The organism is Bacillus sp. S10(2024) (genome assembly GCF_050473865.1).
Classification (GTDB): domain Bacteria; phylum Bacillota; class Bacilli; order Bacillales; family Bacillaceae_G; genus Bacillus_A.
Window position 1 is genome coordinate 240,520 of the sequence record NZ_JBFLUR010000002.1, and the last position, 20,320, is coordinate 260,839.

Sequence of the window (20,320 nt, forward strand, 5' to 3'; positions counted from 1 at the left end):
ATCAATTGTAAGCGGTTAACTATATAAACCTATTTTTACTTTTCAACATATAAGTGCAACTATGTAGAACAAAAAATGCTTGCACTTGCTTTTTATTTTCACTTGGAAGGAAAAGGTAGGTTGTGTTTATACAGTCATTAGAGCAAGAATTTGCGGTACTATTCTTTTGGTTGCTGCCAAATTACATTTTCTACTATAATAAAGAAAAAAGTAAAAGGTGATTTAATTATGGCAAAGAAAAAACAAAAGCAAGGGCAGAATCAAACAGCAATGAAGATGGAAAAGGAAGCAATAACAATTGGAGATCAATTGAACGAAGCTCTAATGAAGCAACTAAAAAGTAAACAGAAAGAGTTAAAAGAACAAGAAGAACAGAAACAAGAAATGGAATTAGAGAGAAAGCGTAAAGAACAGCGTGAACGTGAAAAAAATAAATCATTTGAAGAATTATTAGGTGAAAGTAGTTTGTCATGGAAAGACTTTAAGTAAGAAACGAATATAAGGAGGATGGGCATGAGAAAAGTGGAAGTAGTGCCCTATGAAAATCATTGGGCAGAAAAGTTTCAGAAAGAAGCAAAACGTTTAAAGGAGGCAATGCCTGAACATGTGAAAGTTCATCATATTGGCAGCACATCTGTGCCAGGGTTAGCGGCGAAACCTATTATTGATATGATTATGGAAGTTACGAATATTGACAAGGTGGATAGCTGGAATGATATTTTCCAAAAACTAGGTTATACATCGAAAGGTGAAAATGGTATTTCGGGACGGCGTTTCTACATACACGGTACGGAAGAAAAGCGAAGCTATCATTTACACGTATATGAGACAGGTAATCAAGAAATTATACGTCACCTTTCTTTTCGCGATTATATGATGGTGCATTGTGAAGAAGCCGAGGCGTATGCAACGTTAAAGCAAGAGCTTGCGAAACAATTTTCATGTGATATCGAGCGGTATATTGAAGGAAAAGATGCATTTGTTCGAGAGCGGGAACAAAGAGCTATCGAGTGGATGAAGAAAAAATAACGTGCCATATGTGAGTGGCACGTTATTTTCATAATTGTTTTACAGAAGTAATAAAATTTTCCCTGTGCTTTTTCTACTTTCTAAATAATGGTGTGCTTTTGCACCTTCGCTTAATGGAAATGTAGTTGGTTTAGATAACTTGATCTTTCCTTGTTGAATCCACGTGAATAGCTCTTCAGAACGAAGAATGCGTTCTTTATGAGAAGTGAGTACATTCCATAAATCCCCGCCGGTTAGCGTCTTAGAGGTATCCATAAGCATGCGCGGGTCTACAGGTGCTGGATCACCTCCTGCCATTCCGTAAAAAACAACAGTTCCTCCAATGCGTGTTGCCTCAAAGCTATCCATCAACGTAGAACCAACAGATTCATATACGACATCGACACCTTTTCCGTTCGTCGCGTGCATGACTTTCTGTTTCCAATCATCCTCATATAAAAAGGCCCGGTCTGCACCAACATCTTCGGCAGCTTTTGCTTTTTGAATAGAAGAAGTAAGTGCAATAACTTTACCGCCTAGTAATTTTATAATTTGTACAAGTAGTTGGCCAACACCACCGGCAGCAGCGTGCACGAGCGCAATATCTCCCTCTTTTATCGCATAGCTATCTCGGGTTAAATAGTGAGCTGTTAAACCTTGTAGTAAAATAGAAGCAGCAGTTTCATGTGAAATATGATTAGGAAGTGGAATTGTTTTCTCTATTGGCACCGCTACCAGCTCTGCATTTGCATAAGGAACATCTGCAAATGCAATAGAGTCTCCTTGCTTGATTGTCGTAACATTAGTTCCGACCATTTCGACAATTCCAGCACCTTCGTATCCTAAAATGTATGGCGGTTTACCGGCAAGGTGATAATTACCTTTTCTTCTATAAACATCAGCAAAGTTTAAACCAATTGCTTTCATTTTCACAAGAATTTCTTCAGGTCCAATAATAGGATTAGGGATTTCTTTATATTGTAATACCTCTGGTTCTCCAAATGTGTTAAATATAAGAGCTTTCATCTTTTATCCTCTACTTTGTGTATTTTATTTTACGCTTACACTGTAAGATAAAAGAATGAAGAAAGCAAGGAATTACACTTTGGAAAAAATGGGAAAGGGCGCTGGTTGCTTCTAGGTATGGACAGATGTTGGTTTGAAATAAAGTTGAACTGATTTGAAATTCTTAAAATCTAAAATATATAAAGTCATAAAAAATAAAGGGTAGTACATATTAGTCGTGACTAGTATGTACTACCCTTTTACTTCTTGTTTTACAAACATACCAGATTGCGGAAGATAAGAAAGCCTAATATGAAAAATATCATACACTACAACTTTTGACTTTTAATAATAACAGTAGTGGGAAGTACTTTTGCTTTTTCATAAGAATACCATCTGTTTGAGTGCCGTTGAATATCTTCATCGGACAGGCAAACATCCTCAACCATTCTTTCAATTTTAAATCCATTATTGATTAATGTATTGATATATGTGCTTAGTCTATATTGTTGCATAATTGCAGGATGACTCCATGCTTCATGATAATAAGAACCTTCCTCATGATAGGGTTTATGAAACGTTAGGGTACCGTTCGTATTACTTACACGATTATAAATTGGATGTTCCCAACTGAAGATAAATATGCCACCTTGTTTTAGATATTTATTAACATTTGCTAATGTTTTTTCTAGATTAGTTGTCCATCCTATTGCGTATATAGAAAAAGCAATGTCAAAATAATTAGTGGGTAAGCCAGGATTATCCTCCATTGGCGATTCAAATAACTTTACCGGTGAATTAGAATTCTTTAATAACATTTTTGCTGCATTTATCTGTTTATTTGACAGGTCCAGCCCCCACAATTCACCAGCTTTCTTTTGGTCCATATATTGTAATGAATGCCCACTTCCACAACCAATTTCTAAAACTTTTAAATTTGTAACATCGCCAAACAAATTTAATTTCTCCTCACTAGGTGCCAGTGGCCCATATTCGGGAAGAGGATTTCTACCAAAAAAACGATGTGCTGCTTCATCCCAACTATGCTTATTTATGGTAAGAGACTCAACATCCATTTTCTTAAACCTCCCTAATAATTATAAAAACATCAATTCTATACTTCTCATTATTCTCCTGCAAAAGCTATCTTTTGTAGATTTAAAATAAAGTTGCACTGTAGTTTATTTTCTATAAAAAAGAAACTTTTTTCTTCTTGTACTAAAGAGACATTTAAATTGAACAAGCAACAATATTTTTGATAAAGTTGAATTGTATTATCGTCGGGTGAAATTTTAATTTAATTTTGAGTGAGGTGGAGATTTATGATTCTAGATTTAAAAGGTGAATCTCAAATGGATTCTATTGTAGGCATGCTTTATTCTGCTGTAGATGGTAATTATAAGCGATTAAAATCCATTGTTGCAGGTATGTCACAGGAGGAATTAGATTATAAAGGTCCAAATCAGAAATATAACAGTACAGCACAATTAATAAGGCATTTGGCATATGTAGACCTTAACTGGGTTTTTAGGATTAAAGGTGAACTAGTACCAAGTCTTCTTGAAGATAAGTACGGACCTATGTTGGATAAAAACAATGAAATCCCATTGATTTATGGAGTTTCATTAGAAAGAATTCTCTCTGATTATGATGAGGTATTTAACATGTTTAAGTCTATTTGCTTTCAGTTAACTGATAAACAATTAAATAAAATAGTTAATTATGAGAATGAAGAAACTGCAACTATTAGGTGGGGCATTTGGCATATATCAGATCATAATAGATATCACCAAGCGCACATTAATCAACTTCGCAAATGGTATAAAGAAGAGAAGGAGATAAAAAAGAAGTCTACTAAAACAAGTGATACTACATGTTATTCTGCTAACGTTCAATAACATGCTTTTAAAGTTTAGCGATGATTGTTAGTACATATTTAATCAAGGCTTATTTCAAATTAACATCTGGTTAAACTGTAAAGCAGGAGTTTTTAGGGCGGATTCCTTAACATAACAAGATTATGTGAACAAACCGCATTTCTTTTGACTTTTTATCCTTTTCTTGTTGAAATGTAGAAAAAGGAGGAGTTTTTTATGCATATTCCAACAACAACACTTCATAATGGCGTGAAAATGCCAATGCTCGGTCTAGGAGTATATAAAGCGAAAGAAGGAGAGGAAGTAAAACGAGCGGTGCAGACTGCACTTGAGATTGGATACCGTTCTATTGATACAGCTGCTATTTACGAAAATGAAAGCGGTGTCGGAGAAGCGATTCGTGAATTTGGAATTGCCCGTGAAGAGCTGTTTATTACAACGAAAGTATGGAACGATGAACAAGGGTATGAAACGACGCTGAAAGCTTTCGATACGAGTTTAAAGAAATTACAGATGGATTATGTTGATTTATATTTAATTCATTGGCCGATACGTGGGAAGTATGTGGATACATATCGTGCACTAGAAAAATTGTATGAAGAAGGGAAAGTACGCGCGATTGGTGTATCAAACTTTCATATTCACCATTTAAAGCATTTATTAGAAAACTGTCATATTAAACCAATGGTGAATCAAGTTGAACTCCATCCAATGTTGGCACAATTTGAACTTCGTAATTTTTGCCAACAAGAACAAATTCAAATGGAAGCATGGAGTCCACTTATGCGAGGAGGAGAGGTGTTTGAACATCCTGTTATTCAAGAAATCGCTAAGAAATATGGGAAAACACCTGCTCAAGTTATTTTGCGCTGGGATATTCAAAGCGGCATTGTGACCATTCCAAAATCTGTTACACCATCGCGCATTGCTGAGAATTTTCATGTTTTTGATTTTTCATTAACAGAAGAAGAAATGTGCCAAATTGATACTTTAGATTGTAATAAGCGTTCAGGAACGAATCCGGAGAAATACGATACGATGTAAAAAGCTACCGATTTTCGGTAGCTTTTTTTAGCGATGAGATTCGTATGTATCCAATTTTAAAAGTGATTGAATGTGTTTGTATTGTTCGTCTGTCAATGAATGTGTAGTGCCTGCTTTTACGTTTTCACGTAACTGATCAATTGAGCTAGCACCTGGAATGAGAGCTGCAATTGCGGGATTATGCAGGCAATATTGAAGAGCGGCTTCTGTTAGAGAGAGCTCATTTGTTATTTCTTTCATACTGGATATGATGTGTTTTACTTCATCGTAGTTGTAAGAGAGATAGCCTTTTTCTTTCACTTTAGCTAATTTCTGTTCATTGTTATTCGTTAATAAACCTTTTGCAAGTGGGCCGCGAGCAATAACGCTAATATTATTTTCTTGTAAAAATGGGAACCATTCTTCTGGGCGACGATTGAACATGCTATATTCCATTAATACACTTACAATATTAGAGCGTTCTGCATATTGACGAATCACATTAGGACGGATGGAAGAAATACCGTAATGACGAATAAATCCTTCTTGTTTTAGTTCTTCAAATGTTTCAATGACTTCGTCGATATGATCTTCAATTGTTCCGCCGTGCAGTTGATATAAATCGATATAATCCGTTTTTAATCGGCGTAGGCTTTCCTTTATCTCCTCTTTTATATACGTCTTAGAAGGATCCCAAGACCAACCATTTTTTTCTTCTGTCCAGCGGTTTCCAACTTTTGTGGCAAGGATAACTTGCTCTCGTTTTCCTTGTAATGCTTTTCCGACAAACTCTTCATTTAATCCATAATTGTATAAATCGGCCGTATCTAAAAAATTAATGCCTAAATCTAATGCTTCATGAATGATTTGAATGGCTTCTGTTTCACTTGTCCCAAGTGACATGCACCCAAGTCCAATCTCACTTACATATAAATCTGAATTTCCTAATTGACGTGTTTTCATAATTCTCCTCCTTACTTTTATTGTACGAAAGCGTAAGGAGTTACACAAACACTTTACTTTTGTGTATTTGTAATCCAGTCATGAACAGTTTTATAATGTTGTTCATATTGTTTTAGCATATGACGAATTTCCCAAGCTTTTCCGACTAACGTTACTCGATTTGGTAAAATATACACTTTCATTTTCGTTTCGCTCCTTTCAATGTGATAGAATGTATGAAGAAAGATTAGGAAATAGAACAGGGAGATGAAGTCTTGTGAGTAATCTTGAAGAAAGAACGGTCGCGACTGAGCCTATTTTTGATGGAAGAGTAATTAAAGTTCGTGTTGATGAAGTAGTATTGCCAAATGGTGAGACGAGTAAACGTGAAATTGTGAAGCATCCTGGTGCGGTAGCGATTATTGCTATTACAGATGATGAGAAAATTGTGTTAGTTGAACAGTATCGTAAAGCGATGGAAAAAGAGCTTGTAGAAATTCCTGCTGGAAAGTTGGAGCAGGGAGAAAAACCTGAAGCAACAGCAATTCGGGAATTAGAAGAGGAAACAGGGTACATATGTGAAAATATGGAGCTTATTACGTCATTCTACACTTCACCGGGGTTTGCAGATGAAATTGTATACGTATATGAAGCGACTGGCTTGAAGAAAAAGGAAGATAAAGCCGATCTTGATGAAGATGAGTTCGTTGAGTTAATGGAAGTATCATTAGAAGAAGCATTGCAACTAATAAAAGAGCAACGTATTCATGATGCAAAGACAATGTTTGCCATTCAATATTTACAATTGAAAAAATAAACACTCGCTTTATGCGAGTGTTTATTTTTGTGAAATGTGAAGATGACTAGCTGTAACGTCTTTTTATTGTATTTTTGCATATACACATGTATCGCGTAAACTACCATCAGGAGCAAGGAAATCATTTTCGAGCGTACCTTCTAGAATAAACTCTAGGCGCTCTGCAACTAATCGTGCATTTGTATTATTCGCATCACAACGAATTTCAAGACGTTTTGCTCCAAGTTTATCGAAAGCGAATTGAACAGCTCCTTTTAATGCTTCTGTCATATATCCCTGTTTTGTATAAGAGCTATGAAGCCAAAAACTTATGGAAAACTTCGGGATTTCCCAATTTTCTGGATGAAGAGTGAGTGCACCGATGAAAGTACCCGATGTTTTCTCGTATAGATGGAACGGTAATGTCTCGCGAAGTAAAAATTTTCCATGTGCTTCTCTAACTGCTGATTCTGCTGTTTCTTCAGTTTCGTGTGTAATAGCCATCCATGGCTGCAAGTCTTCTAAAGAAGCTTGAATAGCTTCGTAAACATCCGCTCCATCACCTGGGAACGGTTTCCGCACTTGTAAGCGCTCAGTCTGAAATAATGTTGGAAAATCCAATAATAGTTGTTTCAAACGAAATCCCTCCTATTCTCTTCTTTTAAGTTTAGCAAAGTGGCGTGGAATTTCAATGTTAATTCGTCATACTTTTTTCTTTCTTTCATACATTCTAGTAAGAGAAAGAACGGAGGGACAGAATATGCTAAGGAAATCATCTTGGCAAGATAGGGTAACATATCATGTACAAGAACATGCCTCACTATATGTATTTGTAGCAGTTCTTTTATTAATGGGAGTTATTTTTGGAGCAATTCTTGTGAATAGTTTACAAGTAAGTCAAAAGCAAGACTTGTACTTTTATTTGAGTCGTTTTTTTGGACAAGTTTCTAAAGGACAATTTGCAAATGCAGGTGAGATGTTTCGAGAAAGTTACTTATCGCAACTGAAATACATCGGCTTTATTTGGATTTTAGGTATTTCCATCATCGGTTTACCACTTATTTTTATTTTATTATTTTTAAAAGGAGTTGTTGTAGGGTTTACAGTAGGATTTTTAGTGAGTCAACTCGGATGGAACGGACTATTATTAGCGTTTGTGGCTGTACTTCCACAGAATGTAATTATCATACCAACGTTTCTTATTATGACGACGATTGCAGCTAGCTTTTCATTGCGGATGATTCGTCATCAATTTATTCGGAAAGTAAATGAACCATTACTACCACTTTTTATGCGCTACACTTGCTTTTTTCTTACTATCGGTGTGGTGTTAGCAGTTGCTTCAGGAATAGAAGCGTATGTATCACCAACTTTTATGAAACAAGTCATGGATAATATTAATAAAAAATAATTATACTTTGAGAATTATTATCAAGTAATCTTGATTATTTTTCTTTTGACAGTTGCCCTTCTTCTGATATAATGGGGTAAGAGTGGCGAGGGAGGGAGTAGTACCGAATGGAAGAAAGAATTGATCGAATTAAGAAGCAATTGCATGCAGCGAGTTATAAATTAACACCACAACGTGAAGCAACAGTTCGCGTGCTGCTAGAAAATGAAGAAGACCATTTAAGCGCGGAAGATGTTTACCTCCTTGTAAAAGAAAAGTCGCCAGAGATCGGACTTGCAACCGTTTATCGGACTTTGGAGTTATTATCCGAGTTGAAAATTGTCGACAAGATTAATTTCGGTGACGGTGTTTCGCGCTATGACTTACGCCAAGAAGGAGCATCACGTTTTCATCATCATTTAATTTGTACGGAATGCGGTGCAGTAGAAGAAATTCAAGAGGATTTACTTGGCGAAGTAGAAAAAAGGATAGAACAAGAATGGCGCTTTAAAGTAAAAGACCATCGTTTAACGTTCCACGGTGTTTGTGAAAATTGTCAAGAAAAATTAACAGAAGAAAAATAACCTTTTCCTATTTAATTAGGAAGAGGTTTTTTATTTGTAATCAGGTATAAATGATGAAAAGCTTGGCATATGTTGTAATAACATATATTTTGGAGGTTCATCACTGTAACAAGGGTTTGACTTTTTGAAAACGAATCATTTTTAATACACGGAACGGAGAGTGGTGACTCCTGTGGGGATAGCGAGGGAAGTGAGACCCCGCAGGCTTGCCGAGAAGGCTCGCTCTCGCCCGCGGAAAGCGTCCACTCGGAGTGGAGTGTACATCTATCTATATGTCACCCCCGTCTTTTGGTGATGAACTATTTTGGAGGAATTTACAATGCGCCGAGCAATGAAAGTTATTTTTGATGGTATGAAAGTATTTTTATTGTTTACCAGTTGTACCATTTTGTTTTATTTCGCTATACTATGGATAAATGAAGAATATGAAAGCTATCATCGTTATGAAAAACCGAAAGAAGAAATGGTAGAAAAAGTATCTGGAACAGAAGAACCTGCGAGAGATGCTTTCGTAAACAGAATGATTTTTTTCTATGAAAATGGGGAGTAGAGAAGATTGAAAGATCAATTACAAGATTTTATTCATTATATGGTTGTTGAAAAAGGGTTAGCTAAAAATACAGTTGTATCATATGAACGTGATTTAAAAAGTTATATGAAGTATTTACAAAAAGTAGAGGGAATTATATCTTTTCATGATGTGACGCGAATGCATATTGTAAGCTTTTTGCATCATCTAAAAGAGAATGATAAATCTTCGAAAACGATGGCGCGTCACATTGCATCTATACGATCGTTTCATCAATTTTTATTACGTGAACGCGTTGTGGAACATGACCCATCTGTACATATTGAAACGCCTCAAGCTGAGCGTAAATTACCGAAAGTGTTATCTATTGATGAAGTAGAAGCATTATTACAAACGCCAAAAGCAACGAGTGCCTTCGGAATCCGTGATAAGGCTATGCTAGAGTTATTATATGCAACAGGATTACGTGTTTCTGAGTTAATTGAATTAAACATTGCTGATGTACATTTAACAATGGGTTTTGTTCGTTGCATAGGAAAGGGAAACAAAGAGAGAATTATCCCTCTTGGCAGCTTAGCGGCAGAGGCGATTCAGCATTATATTGAAAAAGGAAGACCGGAACTATTTGGAAAGCAGACGGTCGAAGCACTCTTTTTAAATCATCATGGAAATCGTTTATCACGCCAAGGGTTTTGGAAAATTTTAAAGCGACTTGCAAAAGAAGCAAACATTCAAAAAGAACTTACACCGCATACGTTGCGTCATTCTTTTGCAACACATTTATTAGAGAATGGGGCAGATTTAAGGGCGGTACAAGAAATGCTTGGTCATGCCGATATTTCAACAACACAAATTTATACACACGTTTCAAAAACTAGATTAAAAGATGTATATAAACAGTTCCATCCAAGGGCATGAGTTTTCATGTCCTTTTGCTATTATGGTGAAAAAACTTCACAAAAACTTCACAAACATTTCGTACATTGTTTTCAGCAGAAGGCTAGAATATGAACGTATATTTCCTCTATACTAATATAGTACGAAGGAGGAAGTTATAATGAAGAAACTTTTAATTACATTATTTATCGCCATGCTAGCATTAGCTGGTTGCAATACGAAATCGGACGAAAAAGCGAAAAATGATAAGCCGCTTGAAGAAGTAAAAGTAGCAGTAAAAACAAACCCTGAAACAATAAAGCCAAATGAAAAAGTAGAAGTGCAAGCAATTGTTACACAAGGGAAAGAAAAAGTAACAGATGCAGATGATGTGAAATTTGAAATTTGGAAAGATGGCGAAGAGAAAAAAGAAATGGTAAATGCGAAGCATAAAGGGAACGGTGTTTATACAATCGATAAAACATTCCCATCTGACGGTGTTTACCATATTATTGCACATACAAATGCACGTGATATGCATGTGATGCCAGAAGTAAAAGTAGCTGTTGGAAATGCAAAAGTAACAGAAGAAAAGAAAGCTCATGATAGTCATGAAGCGGGTCATGGTGATCATAAAAGTGAGACAATGATTCATCTTATGGCAGATGGTGTAAAAGCAAATACAGAATCTACAATGAAAGTACACTTAAAACAAAAAGAAGAAGCGTTAACTGGTGCGGAAGTTCAACTTGAAATTTGGAAAGATGGTGCCGAAAAGCACGAGTTTGTTCCAGCAAAAGAAGGTAACAAAGGTGAATATACAAGCACTCATACATTTAAAGAAGCAGGTACGTATAAAGTGAAGGTTCATGTACGAAAAGGTGATCTTCATGACCATAAAGAAGAAACAGTTGAAGTGAAGTAAGGAACAGCTCTTTGAAAGAGCTGTTTTTATTTATTATTGATATACATTCCAATAACAAAAGCTTTTCTTTTAGGCAGTAGAGAGCATCTAGCCACATGCAAGAATTAAAACAAAGAGACAAAACGAGTGCAGATCGCGTTTTGTTCTACATAGATAGCAGCGACTGATATGTTAGAAAAAACAAAATAGATTTATATATTGGTTTTATTAGCGCTTCTCGGCAGAATAGATTACAATGAAAATGTGTAGAAAATATGAAATATGATAAAAATTTCTTAAAAAGAAAGCGCGAACATGTTATGATAGCTGTGAGAGATGTCTGACATCTGACTTAGAAGAAGAAGGAAGTTTTTAAAGCGATTTGAACATACTACATTAGTAGCATATATAGGAGGTTACAGTTGTGAGCAAATATAAACGTATTTTCCTTATCGTAATGGACTCCGTAGGAATTGGAGAGGCACCAGATGCCGAGAAATATGGCGATAAAGGTTCTGACACATTAGGTCATATTGCAGAGCATATGAATGGATTACAGATGCCAAACATGATGAATTTAGGTCTTGGTAACATCCGTGAAATGAAAGGGATTTCAAAAGTAGAGAAGCCGCTTGCATATTATACAAAAATGCAAGAAAAATCTACGGGTAAGGATACCATGACAGGGCATTGGGAGATTATGGGTCTATACATTGATACGCCGTTCCAAGTGTTCCCAGAAGGATTCCCCAAAGAATTGCTGGATGAGTTAGAAGCGAGAACAGGGCGTAAAATCATTGGGAATAAACCAGCTTCTGGAACAGGGATTCTCGATGAACTTGGACAAGAGCATATGGAAACAGGCGCATTAATCGTGTATACATCTGCTGATAGCGTACTGCAAATTGCTGCTCATGAAGAAGTTGTACCACTTGAAGAATTATATAACATTTGTAAAATTGCACGTGAGTTAACACTTGATGAAAAATATATGGTTGGTCGTGTGATTGCCCGTCCATTCGTTGGAGAGCCAGGAAACTTTACACGTACACCGAATCGTCATGATTACGCTTTAAAACCATTCGGTCGCACAGTTATGAACGAATTAAAAGATGCTGACTATGATGTAATTGCAATTGGCAAAATTTCTGACATTTATGATGGAGAAGGTGTAACAGAGTCTCTTCGTACAAAATCAAACATGGATGGTATGGATAAACTTGTAGATACATTAAACATGGACTTTACTGGTTTAAGCTTTTTAAATCTAGTTGACTTTGATGCACTATTCGGTCATCGTCGTGATCCTCAAGGATATGGAGAAGCATTACAGGAATATGATGCACGCCTTCCTGAAGTGTTTGAAAAGTTACAAGAAGACGACTTATTACTTATTACAGCTGACCATGGTAATGACCCAATTCACTACGGTACAGACCATACGCGTGAATATGTACCATTATTAGCGTATAGCCCAAGTATGAAAAATGGTGGACAAGAATTATCACTTCGTCAAACATTTGCTGATATCGGTGCAACAGTTGCAGAAAACTTCAATGTAACAATGCCAAAATACGGAAAAAGTTTCTTAAACGAGCTAGGTAAATAGGAGGAATATAAAATGAATCGTGAATTAATTTCAAAATCTGCATCATATTTAAAAGGTAAATTTTCAGAAAGACCGACAGTAGGACTAATCCTTGGTTCAGGTTTAGGTGTATTAGCGGATGAAATCGAAAATGCAGTAGCTGTACCATATAATGAAATTCCTGAGTTTCCTGTATCAACAGTTGAAGGTCATGCTGGCCAACTAGTATTCGGTACACTTCAAGGAGTTACAGTTGTAGCAATGCAAGGTCGCTTCCATTACTATGAAGGATACGATATGCAAAAAGTAACATTCCCAGTTCGTGTTATGAAAGAATTAGGTGTAGAAACAGTTGTTGTTACAAACGCAGCTGGTGGTGTAAATACATCATATGAGCCAGGCGATTTAATGTTAATCTCAGATCATATTAACTTTATGGGATACAATCCATTAATCGGACCTAATGATTCTGAAATGGGTGTACGTTTCCCTGATATGTCTGAATCTTATAGTAAAGATCTTCGTGCAATGGCGAAACAAGTTGCAGCTGATTTAAATATTAAAGTACAAGAAGGTGTATATGCGGCGATGACAGGTCCTGTATACGAAACACCTGCAGAAATTCGTATGATCCGTACGGTTGGCGGAGATGCTGTCGGAATGTCAACTGTACCAGAAGTTATCGTAGCACGTCATGCTGGTATGAAAGTACTTGGTATTTCTTGTATTTCAAATATGGCAGCTGGTATTTTAGATCAGCCGCTTAATCATGAGGAAGTAATTGAAACAACAGAACGTGTAAAAGCGAACTTCTTAGCACTTGTAAAAGAAATTGTAAAACAAATGAAGGGATGAGTTTACAATGAGAATGGTGGACCTAATTGCGAAAAAGCGTGATGGCAAAGCATTAACGACAGAAGAAATTAATTTTATCATTGAAGGGTATACAAATGGTAATATTCCGGATTACCAAATGAGTTCACTGGCAATGGCAATTTTCTTCCAAGATATGAACGAGCAGGAACGTGCTGATTTAACGATGGCGATGGTAAATAGTGGAGATACAATTGATTTATCAGCGATTGAAGGCGTAAAAGTAGATAAGCATTCAACAGGTGGTGTTGGTGATACAACTACACTTGTATTAGGTCCATTAGTAGCTGCTCTAGGTGTACCAGTTGCGAAAATGTCTGGTCGTGGTCTTGGGCATACAGGTGGTACGATTGATAAACTAGAAGCGGTTCCAGGATTCCATGTAGAAATTGAAAACGAGGAATTTATTCGTCTTGTAAATGAAAACAAAATTGCTGTTATTGGGCAAAGTGGTAATCTAACACCTGCTGACAAAAAGTTATATGCACTTCGTGATGTGACGGCAACGGTAAACTCTATCCCGTTAATTGCCAGCTCTATTATGAGTAAAAAAATTGCAGCTGGTGCGGATGCAATCGTTCTTGATGTAAAAACAGGTGCGGGTGCATTTATGAAAACGGATGAGGATGCGAAGCGATTAGCAGAGGCGATGGTTCGTATTGGTAACAATGTTGGACGTAAAACAATGGCTGTTATCTCTGATATGAGTCAGCCGCTTGGTGAGGCAATCGGTAACGCTTTAGAAGTGAAGGAAGCGATTGATACATTGCAAGGAAAAGGACCAAAAGACCTAGAAGAGTTATGTTTAACACTTGGAAGTCAAATGGTATACTTAGCTGGACAAGCTTCTTCTTTAGAAGATGCACGTGAAAAGCTACTTGAAGTGATGAACAATGGCAAGGCATTAGAAGCGTTTAAAACCTTCCTAGCAGCACAAGGCGGCGATGCTTCTGTTGTTGATGATCCAATGAAACTTCCGCAAGCGCAATATAAGATTGAAGTGGAAGCAAAAGAAGATGGCTATATATCTGAAATTGTCGCAGATGAAATTGGTACAGCAGCGATGCTTCTTGGTGCAGGACGCGCAACGAAAGAATCTGAAATTGATTTAGCAGTTGGTCTTATGCTTCGTAAAAAAGTTGGCGATAGCGTAAAGAAAGGCGAATCACTTGTAACAATTTACGCAAATCGTGAAAATGTAGAAGATGTAAAACAAAAAATTTACGAAAACATGAAGGTATCTGCGGAACACGTCAATGTACCGAAGTTAGTACACGGTATCATCGAGAAATAAAGTGACAATTTGTCCACGAATCATGAGATAAAAAAGCTAAGGAGTTTTCTCCTTGGCTTTTTTTGCATATAATAATAATGGGTGAAATTATGATAAGAATTTGTGCAGTAACAAAAGAAAATGAAGTATTATATGACGTGTCATTAGAAGAAACGAAGCGAGAAGATATCGTATGGTTTTGGCTGGATTTATGTAAACCGACGAAAGAAGAGTATACATATATTTTACAAGATTATTTTAAATTCCATCCCCTTGCGATTGAGGATTGTTTGGAGTACGTGCAGAGACCGAAAGTGGATTTTTATGAAGGATATAATTTTTTAGTACTTCATGCTTTTAGTGAAGAGGGACTCGAGCCTCATGAAATTGATATATTCGTTAGCGATCAGTTTGTTGTATCTTTTCACTTTTCGCATAATAAGGCGATTGAACGAGCTTGGAATAAACTTGGAGAAAAACAGCGTGTAAAGAGAAGTACTCTTCATGTGACTCATATGATTATTGACCAAATTGTCGATGATTATTTTGCTCCGGTATATTATATTGAAGATCATTTAAATGCTATTGATGACAATTTAACAGGAGATACAGCTGGTGCTGTATTAGAAGAGGTATTTGATATTCGTTCTGATTTATCAAAATTACGACGAACAATTGTACCGATGCGCGATTTATTATATCGTATTTTAAATTCAACGCGCTTTTATGGTGCAAGTGACCATGAAATTTATTTTAAAGATATTCACGATCATCTTTTAAAGCTTGCTGAAATGATTGAAGCAAGCCGAGAGTTGACAGCTGATATTCGCGATAGCTACTTCTCGCTTAACTCTCATCATATGAATAATATTATGAAGACATTAACGGTTTTTTCAACGATTTTCATGCCGTTAACATTTATAGTTGGTGTATATGGAATGAACTTCGATCATATGCCAGAGTTAAAGTGGGAGTATGGCTATTATATTTGTTTAGCCGTAATGGCGTTTATAGGTGGCGGAATGATGGTCTGGTTTTATAAGAAGGGCTGGTTTAAATAATAAAACGCCGGGAATTCCCGGCGTTTTTGCTTTAGCCAATGGCATGCAGTACAAACATGGCTAAGAAGAGACATGTGATAACATAAAGCGGTTTTGCAACTTCTTTATGTTTACCAAGTGCTACTTTTAAGATTGGATATGCAATGAATCCAAAAGCAATACCATCAGCAATGCTATATGTGAGCGGAATCATAACGATGATTAAAAATGCTGGAAATCCTTCTGAAAAATCGTTCAGAGGAATTTGTTGAATGTTTGTAATCATTAAACCGCCAATAATAATTAAGATCGGAGCGATTGCGCTATCTGGAATTAATTTTACAAATGGCAAAGCAAATAATGAGGCAAAGAATAATCCGCCAGTGACGATAGACGTCAGACCTGTTTTGCCGCCCGCTGTAATACCAGCAGCACTTTCTATTGTAGAAACAGTTGGACTTGTGCCAAATAGACCGCATGTCATCGCTGAAATTGCATTTGCTTGATACGCACGAGGGAATTTACGCTGATCTTCTAATAAACCGTGCAAAAGTCCCATGTTTTCAAAAATGAGTACCATACTTAATGAGAACGTTGCGATTAAAAACGGTAAAGAAGTTAGTTTCCCAAACGACATTGCGCCAAAAACATTCCCATAGTTTGCAAATGAAAAGGAGCTATTACCAACTTGACTTGTATCAACAATACCAAACAACCAAGAGATTCCTGTTCCAATTGCAATCGTCCATAAAAAGTTTCCACGTACGTTACGAATAAATAAAACTAAAGCAACGATAAGAGTAAGCAGTGTTGCTAGAACAACTGGACTACTTAATTTCCCTAATGCAACAGCAGTATTCGAATTCGCAACAACAAGGCCGCCTTTTTGCAAGCCGATAAACGCTAAAAAGAGTCCGATACCAACAGTTATCGCTTCTTTTAACGATTGTGGAATTGCGGCTGAAAGTGTGCGAGCAATTGGTGTAAATGCGGCAACCATAAAAATAATACCAGCGACAAATACCGCTGCTAATGCTTCTTGCCAAGTTAAACCAAGCGTATGCACAGCTGTGTACGTAAAAAACGCATTTACTCCCATACCTGGTACAAGAATCGCCGGTGCATTTGCCCAAAATGCCATCAATAGACATCCGACAAATGAGCTGAATACTGTTGCTAAAATTCCTGCTTCAAGAGGAATGCCGGCATCTGATAAAATGGATGCATTCACAATCATAATATAAACAATCGTGAAAAATGATGTTACACCAGCAAGTATTTCTTGTTTTGGTGTTGTGTGATGTAAGTCTAATTTAAATGTTCTTTCGAGAATTCCTTTCATGTTAAACCTTCTTTTTCATATCCCTCTCCCACCCGTGATATCCCTATGTAAGGTTCACCGTCTATTATTATATCAAAACAAAAGTTTTTTACAACAATTAAATGAGAACGTTTTCTTTTTTGCTAGACATACAATTACATATAAGTAAAAACAGCACGTACAGTTGAAATAACTTCTATTTCACCTGATTGAATAGGGGGAGCACCGCTATGAACAGCAGAGTAAGCAACAAATTCCCGAGGCATATGAGAAGACTCTTCAACGAGAGAAAGAGGAATAGGATTTATATTTAGATTATATGTACTAGCAATTGTCCTTGCTTTTTCTTGAGCGTTTTGCACAGCGAGTACTAATGCTTGTTTGTAGTAAGCATTAGGTCCAGAAACGCGAAATACAAGTCCCCTGGCGACGTTAGCTCCGTTTGTTACAGCTGTTTCATATACTTCGCCTGCTTTTTGTACATTAAGCACAATAACTTCATATAAATGCTCAACTTGATAACCTCTCAATACAGGCTTTTCGTTTATGTATTCATATTGAGGTGTAATAGTGTAAGAAAGTGTCTTAATATTTTGCTCTGTAATTCCAAGTTGCTTTAAAGCAGCAAGTAAATTAGCAGAAAGAGCAGCATTTTCTGCTTGTGCTTGTTTTATATTTTGATCTTCAGTACGAACACCGATTGTTAAGACGACAACATCCGGTTTTGCTTTTACGACACCTTCACCTTGTACAGTAATCGTTGCTTCTTTGCCATTACGTAACTCATGTGGATAAGAGGGCATGCCCATTTGCATGATTGTTCACCTTCCTTTCTTTATTTATATGAGAGAAGGGTGTCCAATTTTTCCTTAAATTTAGAAATATAATAGAAAATCTAAGTAGAAAGAAAATATATACAATTTAGGTATTCATGCATTATAATATGTGTAAATATTATAAAAAAGGATCGAGAACAGTGAACGAAAAACGAGAAGCGCTTATTTTAAACTTATCTACTTCCTTTCGGAGAATGCTTCGTTTATTACAAAGTGATATTAATGAACTTTTTTCTGAACATATGCCATGGAATGAGTTTTCTGTACTGCGTGCGTTATATTGGAAAAGCCCGCAAATGGCATCGCAAATTGCAAGTGAAGTGGATGTTACATCCAGTCATATTACAGCGGTTACAGATCGTCTTGCTCGTAAGGGGCTCGTAATGAGAAAGCGATCTAATTCAGACAGACGCATTGTGTATTTAGAAATTACCGATAGCGGGCGAGAAGTTGCTGAAAAACTTGAAAATGTCCGAAAAGAATATTATAGAGAGAAGTTTCAGGGCTGGAGCGACCAGGAAATTGAAATGGCGTTAGATCTCTTCGATAGAGTTCTATGAAGATGGAAAAGCAATGATTGCTTTTCTATTTTTTTATGTGAAAATAGAAATTAAAAAATCGATATAAAACCTTTTTTCTTTTTAGGTAGGCGAGAACATCTACATGCAAGGTTTAAAACGAAGAGGAAAAATACTGTATTTTACGTAGCGACGATTTATATATTAGAGAATCGATGCATTGTATAAAAATAGCCTGAAATTCTTATACTTTACGTATATGGAATAGGAGGCATACGATGAAGCGGATTGTTTCTTTTGGCATTATCGGTATTTGTTTATTATGGTATGGCACTGAGATAAGTGCAGCGTCTCCAAATCAAATTGTCCAAAAAGAACTGGAATATATATCAAATCATAAAACCATTCTATATTCAAAGCTATGGATGCGTTCGATGCAAACGTCTGTATTATTTCATCACAATGATCGCATTCATCATCAAGATACTTTACATAATATAAAGTATTCTTCTCTCGTCGGTATAAAGCAAATGTCATTAACGAAAGCTTCCGTTTATATGCCGCGAGTTTCTCAGTATGTATCAAAATTTGGAAAAGAAAATGTACAAGTGTACTATTTAGCTGTGCAGTATGATGTGAAAAAAGAAAACGTATATCAAATGAATGGAACGAACTACTTCTTACAAGTATTTGTACAAGAGTATGGAGAGTGGAAAATTGCTGAAAGTATTGTTGCACCGACAGATCAAATTGTGGCAAATGGTAATGGATTCGGGACAGATGAGGAGAAGAACTATAGTGAAAGAAGAAAGAATGTAAAATAGCCTCCGAGGAGGCTATTTTGCATATAAAGAAAGTTTATGTTTTAACACTCGCTGTAAAATAGCATATGTCAAAATGCCAAACCCGATAAAATACATATAGTGAAGTGGGATTGATTTACTGCCATCAGTGAAAACTTCGCTGCCAAGAAGTCCGAAACAAATGGAAGTACATATTGAAAAATAGATTTGAAGTTGTTGATATAGTAATATCTTTCCGTTATGCTCATTCGGTGAACGTACATATAAATAAGCTCCTAATGGAAGACAAATGAGTATATAAATTGTAGGGCTCAGTAGTGTCCAAGCAGACGGGATATGATGATAAGCAGGCCCCGCATGTACATCTCCGTATTCATCTTGTATAGCTTCTCTTTGCGGTTGATAGTCATAGTTAATGCTAAAATAGGTAAGAGGAGCTAATGTACTTGTATTTTCTATATACATGGAACCTTTACGATGGGCATTGTCATATTCTTTTTCTGATAAATCAACATGTAATACAAAGAAAGGGAACGCAAGCTGAAAAATGTAAATAGGTAAAACCATTAAAATATAACTTAGCGCACCTTGTGAAACAATATTTCCTGTAATGGTTCCGATAAAAAGAGCTAGTGTATAAACTGCAATTAATGTCATGATTGTATAGACAAAGTATAGATGAAACGGTGTAAATGATTGATAATCGGCGTGTATCGTTGTGTTGTAGACAATATACATAAGAATCCAATTTACGCTTAGTGTACTGATAATATGAACGGTACCAAACACCCATTTTGATAAAAATATGTGTGACCGTTTAAATGGCATAGACCATAAAAAATCATTTGTTTGATTATGACGCTCCCAACCTATTAATATGACTGCTAATCCAATTAAAAGCAAGGTAGGGAAAAATGTAGGACTATCTCCGTTCAAATGATAGGAATAATACGTATCCGTTGTTTCGCGTAAGTACTGAGCTCTGTGCAGTGCGTCTCTAAAATATCCATATGGTAAGAGATATAAGGTACTGAGCCAGAATAACGCAATGACATATTTCCCTTGCTTCCAGTTTCGCATCCATAATGCTTTATGGAACATATAATTCACCTCAATTAATAAGTATATTTGTAT

General features: G+C 36.2%; 24 protein-coding genes. 16 read left to right on the top strand and 8 right to left on the bottom strand.

Going from position 1 to position 20,320, the window contains the following annotated elements; translation table 11 throughout:
• Nucleotides 1-228 precede the first annotated feature (228 nt).
• Nucleotides 229-489 (top strand): YqkE family protein, encoded by a 261-nt coding sequence (locus AB1280_RS01350; protein ID WP_272186976.1) that lies wholly within the window; start codon nucleotides 229-231, stop codon nucleotides 487-489.
• A gap of 24 nt (nucleotides 490-513) precedes the next feature.
• Nucleotides 514-1,029: a GrpB family protein gene (locus AB1280_RS01355; RefSeq protein ID WP_429754656.1), complete on the top strand. Its 516-nt coding sequence runs from the start codon at nucleotides 514-516 to the stop codon at nucleotides 1,027-1,029.
• 39 nt (nucleotides 1,030-1,068) lie between these two features.
• Here the strand turns inward: AB1280_RS01355 and AB1280_RS01360 are convergent, their stop codons facing one another.
• Both AB1280_RS01360 and AB1280_RS01365 read right to left on the bottom strand, forming a co-directional pair.
• Nucleotides 1,069-2,034 carry a quinone oxidoreductase family protein gene (locus AB1280_RS01360; RefSeq protein WP_429754657.1) on the bottom strand — a complete coding sequence of 322 codons (966 nt, stop codon included), beginning with the start codon at nucleotides 2,032-2,034 and terminating at the stop codon, nucleotides 1,069-1,071.
• Between the two features lie 308 nt (nucleotides 2,035-2,342).
• Nucleotides 2,343-3,089, bottom strand: coding sequence for a class I SAM-dependent methyltransferase (locus tag AB1280_RS01365; RefSeq protein ID WP_429754658.1), 747 nt, complete (start codon nucleotides 3,087-3,089; stop codon nucleotides 2,343-2,345).
• A 246-nt stretch (nucleotides 3,090-3,335) separates the two neighbouring features.
• Between AB1280_RS01365 and AB1280_RS01370 the strand changes: the two genes are divergently transcribed.
• Both AB1280_RS01370 and AB1280_RS01375 read left to right on the top strand, forming a co-directional pair.
• Nucleotides 3,336-3,911 carry a DinB family protein gene (locus AB1280_RS01370; RefSeq protein WP_429754659.1) on the top strand — a complete coding sequence of 192 codons (576 nt, stop codon included), beginning with the start codon at nucleotides 3,336-3,338 and terminating at the stop codon, nucleotides 3,909-3,911.
• 195 nt (nucleotides 3,912-4,106) lie between these two features.
• A complete protein-coding gene (locus AB1280_RS01375; protein ID WP_429754660.1) occupies nucleotides 4,107-4,934 on the top strand; it encodes an aldo/keto reductase in 828 nt (275 codons plus the stop codon).
• 27 nt (nucleotides 4,935-4,961) lie between these two features.
• On the opposite strand, the gene AB1280_RS01380 is transcribed toward AB1280_RS01375, so the two are convergent.
• The gene (locus AB1280_RS01380; protein ID WP_429754661.1) at nucleotides 4,962-5,876 is read right to left on the bottom strand and encodes an aldo/keto reductase; all 915 of its coding nucleotides are present in this window, start codon (nucleotides 5,874-5,876) and stop codon (nucleotides 4,962-4,964) included.
• 53 nt (nucleotides 5,877-5,929) lie between these two features.
• A complete protein-coding gene (gene mciZ / locus AB1280_RS01385; RefSeq protein WP_429754662.1) occupies nucleotides 5,930-6,058 on the bottom strand; it encodes a Z-ring formation inhibitor MciZ in 129 nt (42 codons plus the stop codon).
• 74 nt (nucleotides 6,059-6,132) lie between these two features.
• Here mciZ and AB1280_RS01390 point away from each other — a divergent pair, with 74 nt between their 5' ends.
• Complete coding sequence (locus tag AB1280_RS01390) at nucleotides 6,133-6,672, top strand: NUDIX hydrolase (RefSeq protein WP_429754663.1); 540 nt, start codon at nucleotides 6,133-6,135, stop codon at nucleotides 6,670-6,672.
• 63 nt (nucleotides 6,673-6,735) lie between these two features.
• Here the strand turns inward: AB1280_RS01390 and AB1280_RS01395 are convergent, their stop codons facing one another.
• Nucleotides 6,736-7,287, bottom strand: coding sequence for a GNAT family N-acetyltransferase (locus AB1280_RS01395; protein ID WP_272191178.1), 552 nt, complete (start codon nucleotides 7,285-7,287; stop codon nucleotides 6,736-6,738).
• Between the two features lie 124 nt (nucleotides 7,288-7,411).
• Between AB1280_RS01395 and spoIIM the strand changes: the two genes are divergently transcribed.
• The 9 genes from spoIIM to corA all read left to right on the top strand — a co-directional run bounded on the left by spoIIM (nucleotide 7,412) and on the right by corA (nucleotide 15,729).
• Complete coding sequence (gene spoIIM, locus AB1280_RS01400; RefSeq protein WP_429754664.1) at nucleotides 7,412-8,062, top strand: stage II sporulation protein M; 651 nt, start codon at nucleotides 7,412-7,414, stop codon at nucleotides 8,060-8,062.
• Between the two features lie 107 nt (nucleotides 8,063-8,169).
• Nucleotides 8,170-8,625 (top strand): Fur family transcriptional regulator, encoded by a 456-nt coding sequence (locus AB1280_RS01405; protein ID WP_272191175.1) that lies wholly within the window; start codon nucleotides 8,170-8,172, stop codon nucleotides 8,623-8,625.
• Nucleotides 8,626-8,944: 319 nt separating this feature from the next.
• Nucleotides 8,945-9,175, top strand: coding sequence for a YqzK family protein (locus tag AB1280_RS01410; RefSeq protein ID WP_429754665.1), 231 nt, complete (start codon nucleotides 8,945-8,947; stop codon nucleotides 9,173-9,175).
• Nucleotides 9,176-9,181: 6 nt separating this feature from the next.
• Nucleotides 9,182-10,072: a site-specific tyrosine recombinase XerD gene (gene xerD, locus AB1280_RS01415; protein WP_429754666.1), complete on the top strand. Its 891-nt coding sequence runs from the start codon at nucleotides 9,182-9,184 to the stop codon at nucleotides 10,070-10,072.
• Nucleotides 10,073-10,208: 136 nt separating this feature from the next.
• The gene (locus AB1280_RS01420; RefSeq protein ID WP_429757250.1) at nucleotides 10,209-10,955 is read left to right on the top strand and encodes a FixH family protein; all 747 of its coding nucleotides are present in this window, start codon (nucleotides 10,209-10,211) and stop codon (nucleotides 10,953-10,955) included.
• A 403-nt stretch (nucleotides 10,956-11,358) separates the two neighbouring features.
• Complete coding sequence (gene deoB, locus AB1280_RS01425; protein ID WP_272191171.1) at nucleotides 11,359-12,543, top strand: phosphopentomutase; 1,185 nt, start codon at nucleotides 11,359-11,361, stop codon at nucleotides 12,541-12,543.
• Between the two features lie 12 nt (nucleotides 12,544-12,555).
• Nucleotides 12,556-13,377, top strand: coding sequence for a purine-nucleoside phosphorylase (locus AB1280_RS01430; RefSeq protein WP_272191170.1), 822 nt, complete (start codon nucleotides 12,556-12,558; stop codon nucleotides 13,375-13,377).
• Between the two features lie 7 nt (nucleotides 13,378-13,384).
• The gene (locus AB1280_RS01435) at nucleotides 13,385-14,689 is read left to right on the top strand and encodes a pyrimidine-nucleoside phosphorylase (RefSeq protein WP_429754667.1); all 1,305 of its coding nucleotides are present in this window, start codon (nucleotides 13,385-13,387) and stop codon (nucleotides 14,687-14,689) included.
• A 77-nt stretch (nucleotides 14,690-14,766) separates the two neighbouring features.
• On the top strand, nucleotides 14,767-15,729 hold the full coding sequence (gene corA / locus AB1280_RS01440) for a magnesium/cobalt transporter CorA (protein ID WP_272191167.1): 963 nt from the start codon (nucleotides 14,767-14,769) through the stop codon (nucleotides 15,727-15,729).
• A 31-nt stretch (nucleotides 15,730-15,760) separates the two neighbouring features.
• Here the strand turns inward: corA and AB1280_RS01445 are convergent, their stop codons facing one another.
• Together AB1280_RS01445 and AB1280_RS01450 are read right to left on the bottom strand one after the other, a co-directional pair.
• Nucleotides 15,761-17,050 (bottom strand): NCS2 family permease, encoded by a 1,290-nt coding sequence (locus tag AB1280_RS01445; protein ID WP_272191165.1) that lies wholly within the window; start codon nucleotides 17,048-17,050, stop codon nucleotides 15,761-15,763.
• 134 nt (nucleotides 17,051-17,184) lie between these two features.
• The gene (locus AB1280_RS01450; RefSeq protein ID WP_272191164.1) at nucleotides 17,185-17,844 is read right to left on the bottom strand and encodes an SIMPL domain-containing protein; all 660 of its coding nucleotides are present in this window, start codon (nucleotides 17,842-17,844) and stop codon (nucleotides 17,185-17,187) included.
• Between the two features lie 161 nt (nucleotides 17,845-18,005).
• Between AB1280_RS01450 and AB1280_RS01455 the strand changes: the two genes are divergently transcribed.
• On the top strand, nucleotides 18,006-18,425 hold the full coding sequence (locus AB1280_RS01455; RefSeq protein WP_272191162.1) for a MarR family winged helix-turn-helix transcriptional regulator: 420 nt from the start codon (nucleotides 18,006-18,008) through the stop codon (nucleotides 18,423-18,425).
• 236 nt (nucleotides 18,426-18,661) lie between these two features.
• Nucleotides 18,662-19,207, top strand: a complete 546-nt coding sequence (locus tag AB1280_RS01460; RefSeq protein ID WP_429754668.1) for a hypothetical protein — start codon at nucleotides 18,662-18,664, stop codon at nucleotides 19,205-19,207.
• Between the two features lie 12 nt (nucleotides 19,208-19,219).
• Here AB1280_RS01460 and AB1280_RS01465 read toward each other — a convergent pair whose 3' ends face one another.
• The gene (locus AB1280_RS01465) at nucleotides 19,220-20,287 is read right to left on the bottom strand and encodes an ABC transporter permease subunit (RefSeq protein WP_429754669.1); all 1,068 of its coding nucleotides are present in this window, start codon (nucleotides 20,285-20,287) and stop codon (nucleotides 19,220-19,222) included.
• Between the last annotated feature and the right edge of the window lie 33 nt (nucleotides 20,288-20,320).

Bases quoted from the DNA above. Each gene is read 5' to 3' on its own strand.
- AB1280_RS01350 (WP_272186976.1), top strand. From the start codon at position 229: ATGGCAAAGAAAAAACAAAAGCAAGGGCAGAATCAAACAGCAATGAAG.
- AB1280_RS01355 (WP_429754656.1), top strand. From the start codon at position 514: ATGAGAAAAGTGGAAGTAGTGCCCTATGAAAATCATTGGGCAGAAAAG.
- AB1280_RS01360 (WP_429754657.1), bottom strand. From the start codon at position 2,034: ATGAAAGCTCTTATATTTAACACATTTGGAGAACCAGAGGTATTACAA.
- AB1280_RS01365 (WP_429754658.1), bottom strand. From the start codon at position 3,089: ATGGATGTTGAGTCTCTTACCATAAATAAGCATAGTTGGGATGAAGCA.
- AB1280_RS01370 (WP_429754659.1), top strand. From the start codon at position 3,336: ATGATTCTAGATTTAAAAGGTGAATCTCAAATGGATTCTATTGTAGGC.
- AB1280_RS01375 (WP_429754660.1), top strand. From the start codon at position 4,107: ATGCATATTCCAACAACAACACTTCATAATGGCGTGAAAATGCCAATG.
- AB1280_RS01380 (WP_429754661.1), bottom strand. From the start codon at position 5,876: ATGAAAACACGTCAATTAGGAAATTCAGATTTATATGTAAGTGAGATT.
- mciZ (WP_429754662.1), bottom strand. From the start codon at position 6,058: ATGAAAGTGTATATTTTACCAAATCGAGTAACGTTAGTCGGAAAAGCT.
- spoIIM (WP_429754664.1), top strand. From the start codon at position 7,412: ATGCTAAGGAAATCATCTTGGCAAGATAGGGTAACATATCATGTACAA.
- AB1280_RS01405 (WP_272191175.1), top strand. From the start codon at position 8,170: ATGGAAGAAAGAATTGATCGAATTAAGAAGCAATTGCATGCAGCGAGT.
- AB1280_RS01410 (WP_429754665.1), top strand. From the start codon at position 8,945: ATGCGCCGAGCAATGAAAGTTATTTTTGATGGTATGAAAGTATTTTTA.
- AB1280_RS01430 (WP_272191170.1), top strand. From the start codon at position 12,556: ATGAATCGTGAATTAATTTCAAAATCTGCATCATATTTAAAAGGTAAA.
- AB1280_RS01435 (WP_429754667.1), top strand. From the start codon at position 13,385: ATGAGAATGGTGGACCTAATTGCGAAAAAGCGTGATGGCAAAGCATTA.
- corA (WP_272191167.1), top strand. From the start codon at position 14,767: ATGGGTGAAATTATGATAAGAATTTGTGCAGTAACAAAAGAAAATGAA.
- AB1280_RS01445 (WP_272191165.1), bottom strand. From the start codon at position 17,050: ATGAAAGGAATTCTCGAAAGAACATTTAAATTAGACTTACATCACACA.
- AB1280_RS01450 (WP_272191164.1), bottom strand. From the start codon at position 17,844: ATGCAAATGGGCATGCCCTCTTATCCACATGAGTTACGTAATGGCAAA.
- AB1280_RS01460 (WP_429754668.1), top strand. From the start codon at position 18,662: ATGAAGCGGATTGTTTCTTTTGGCATTATCGGTATTTGTTTATTATGG.
- AB1280_RS01465 (WP_429754669.1), bottom strand. From the start codon at position 20,287: ATGTTCCATAAAGCATTATGGATGCGAAACTGGAAGCAAGGGAAATAT.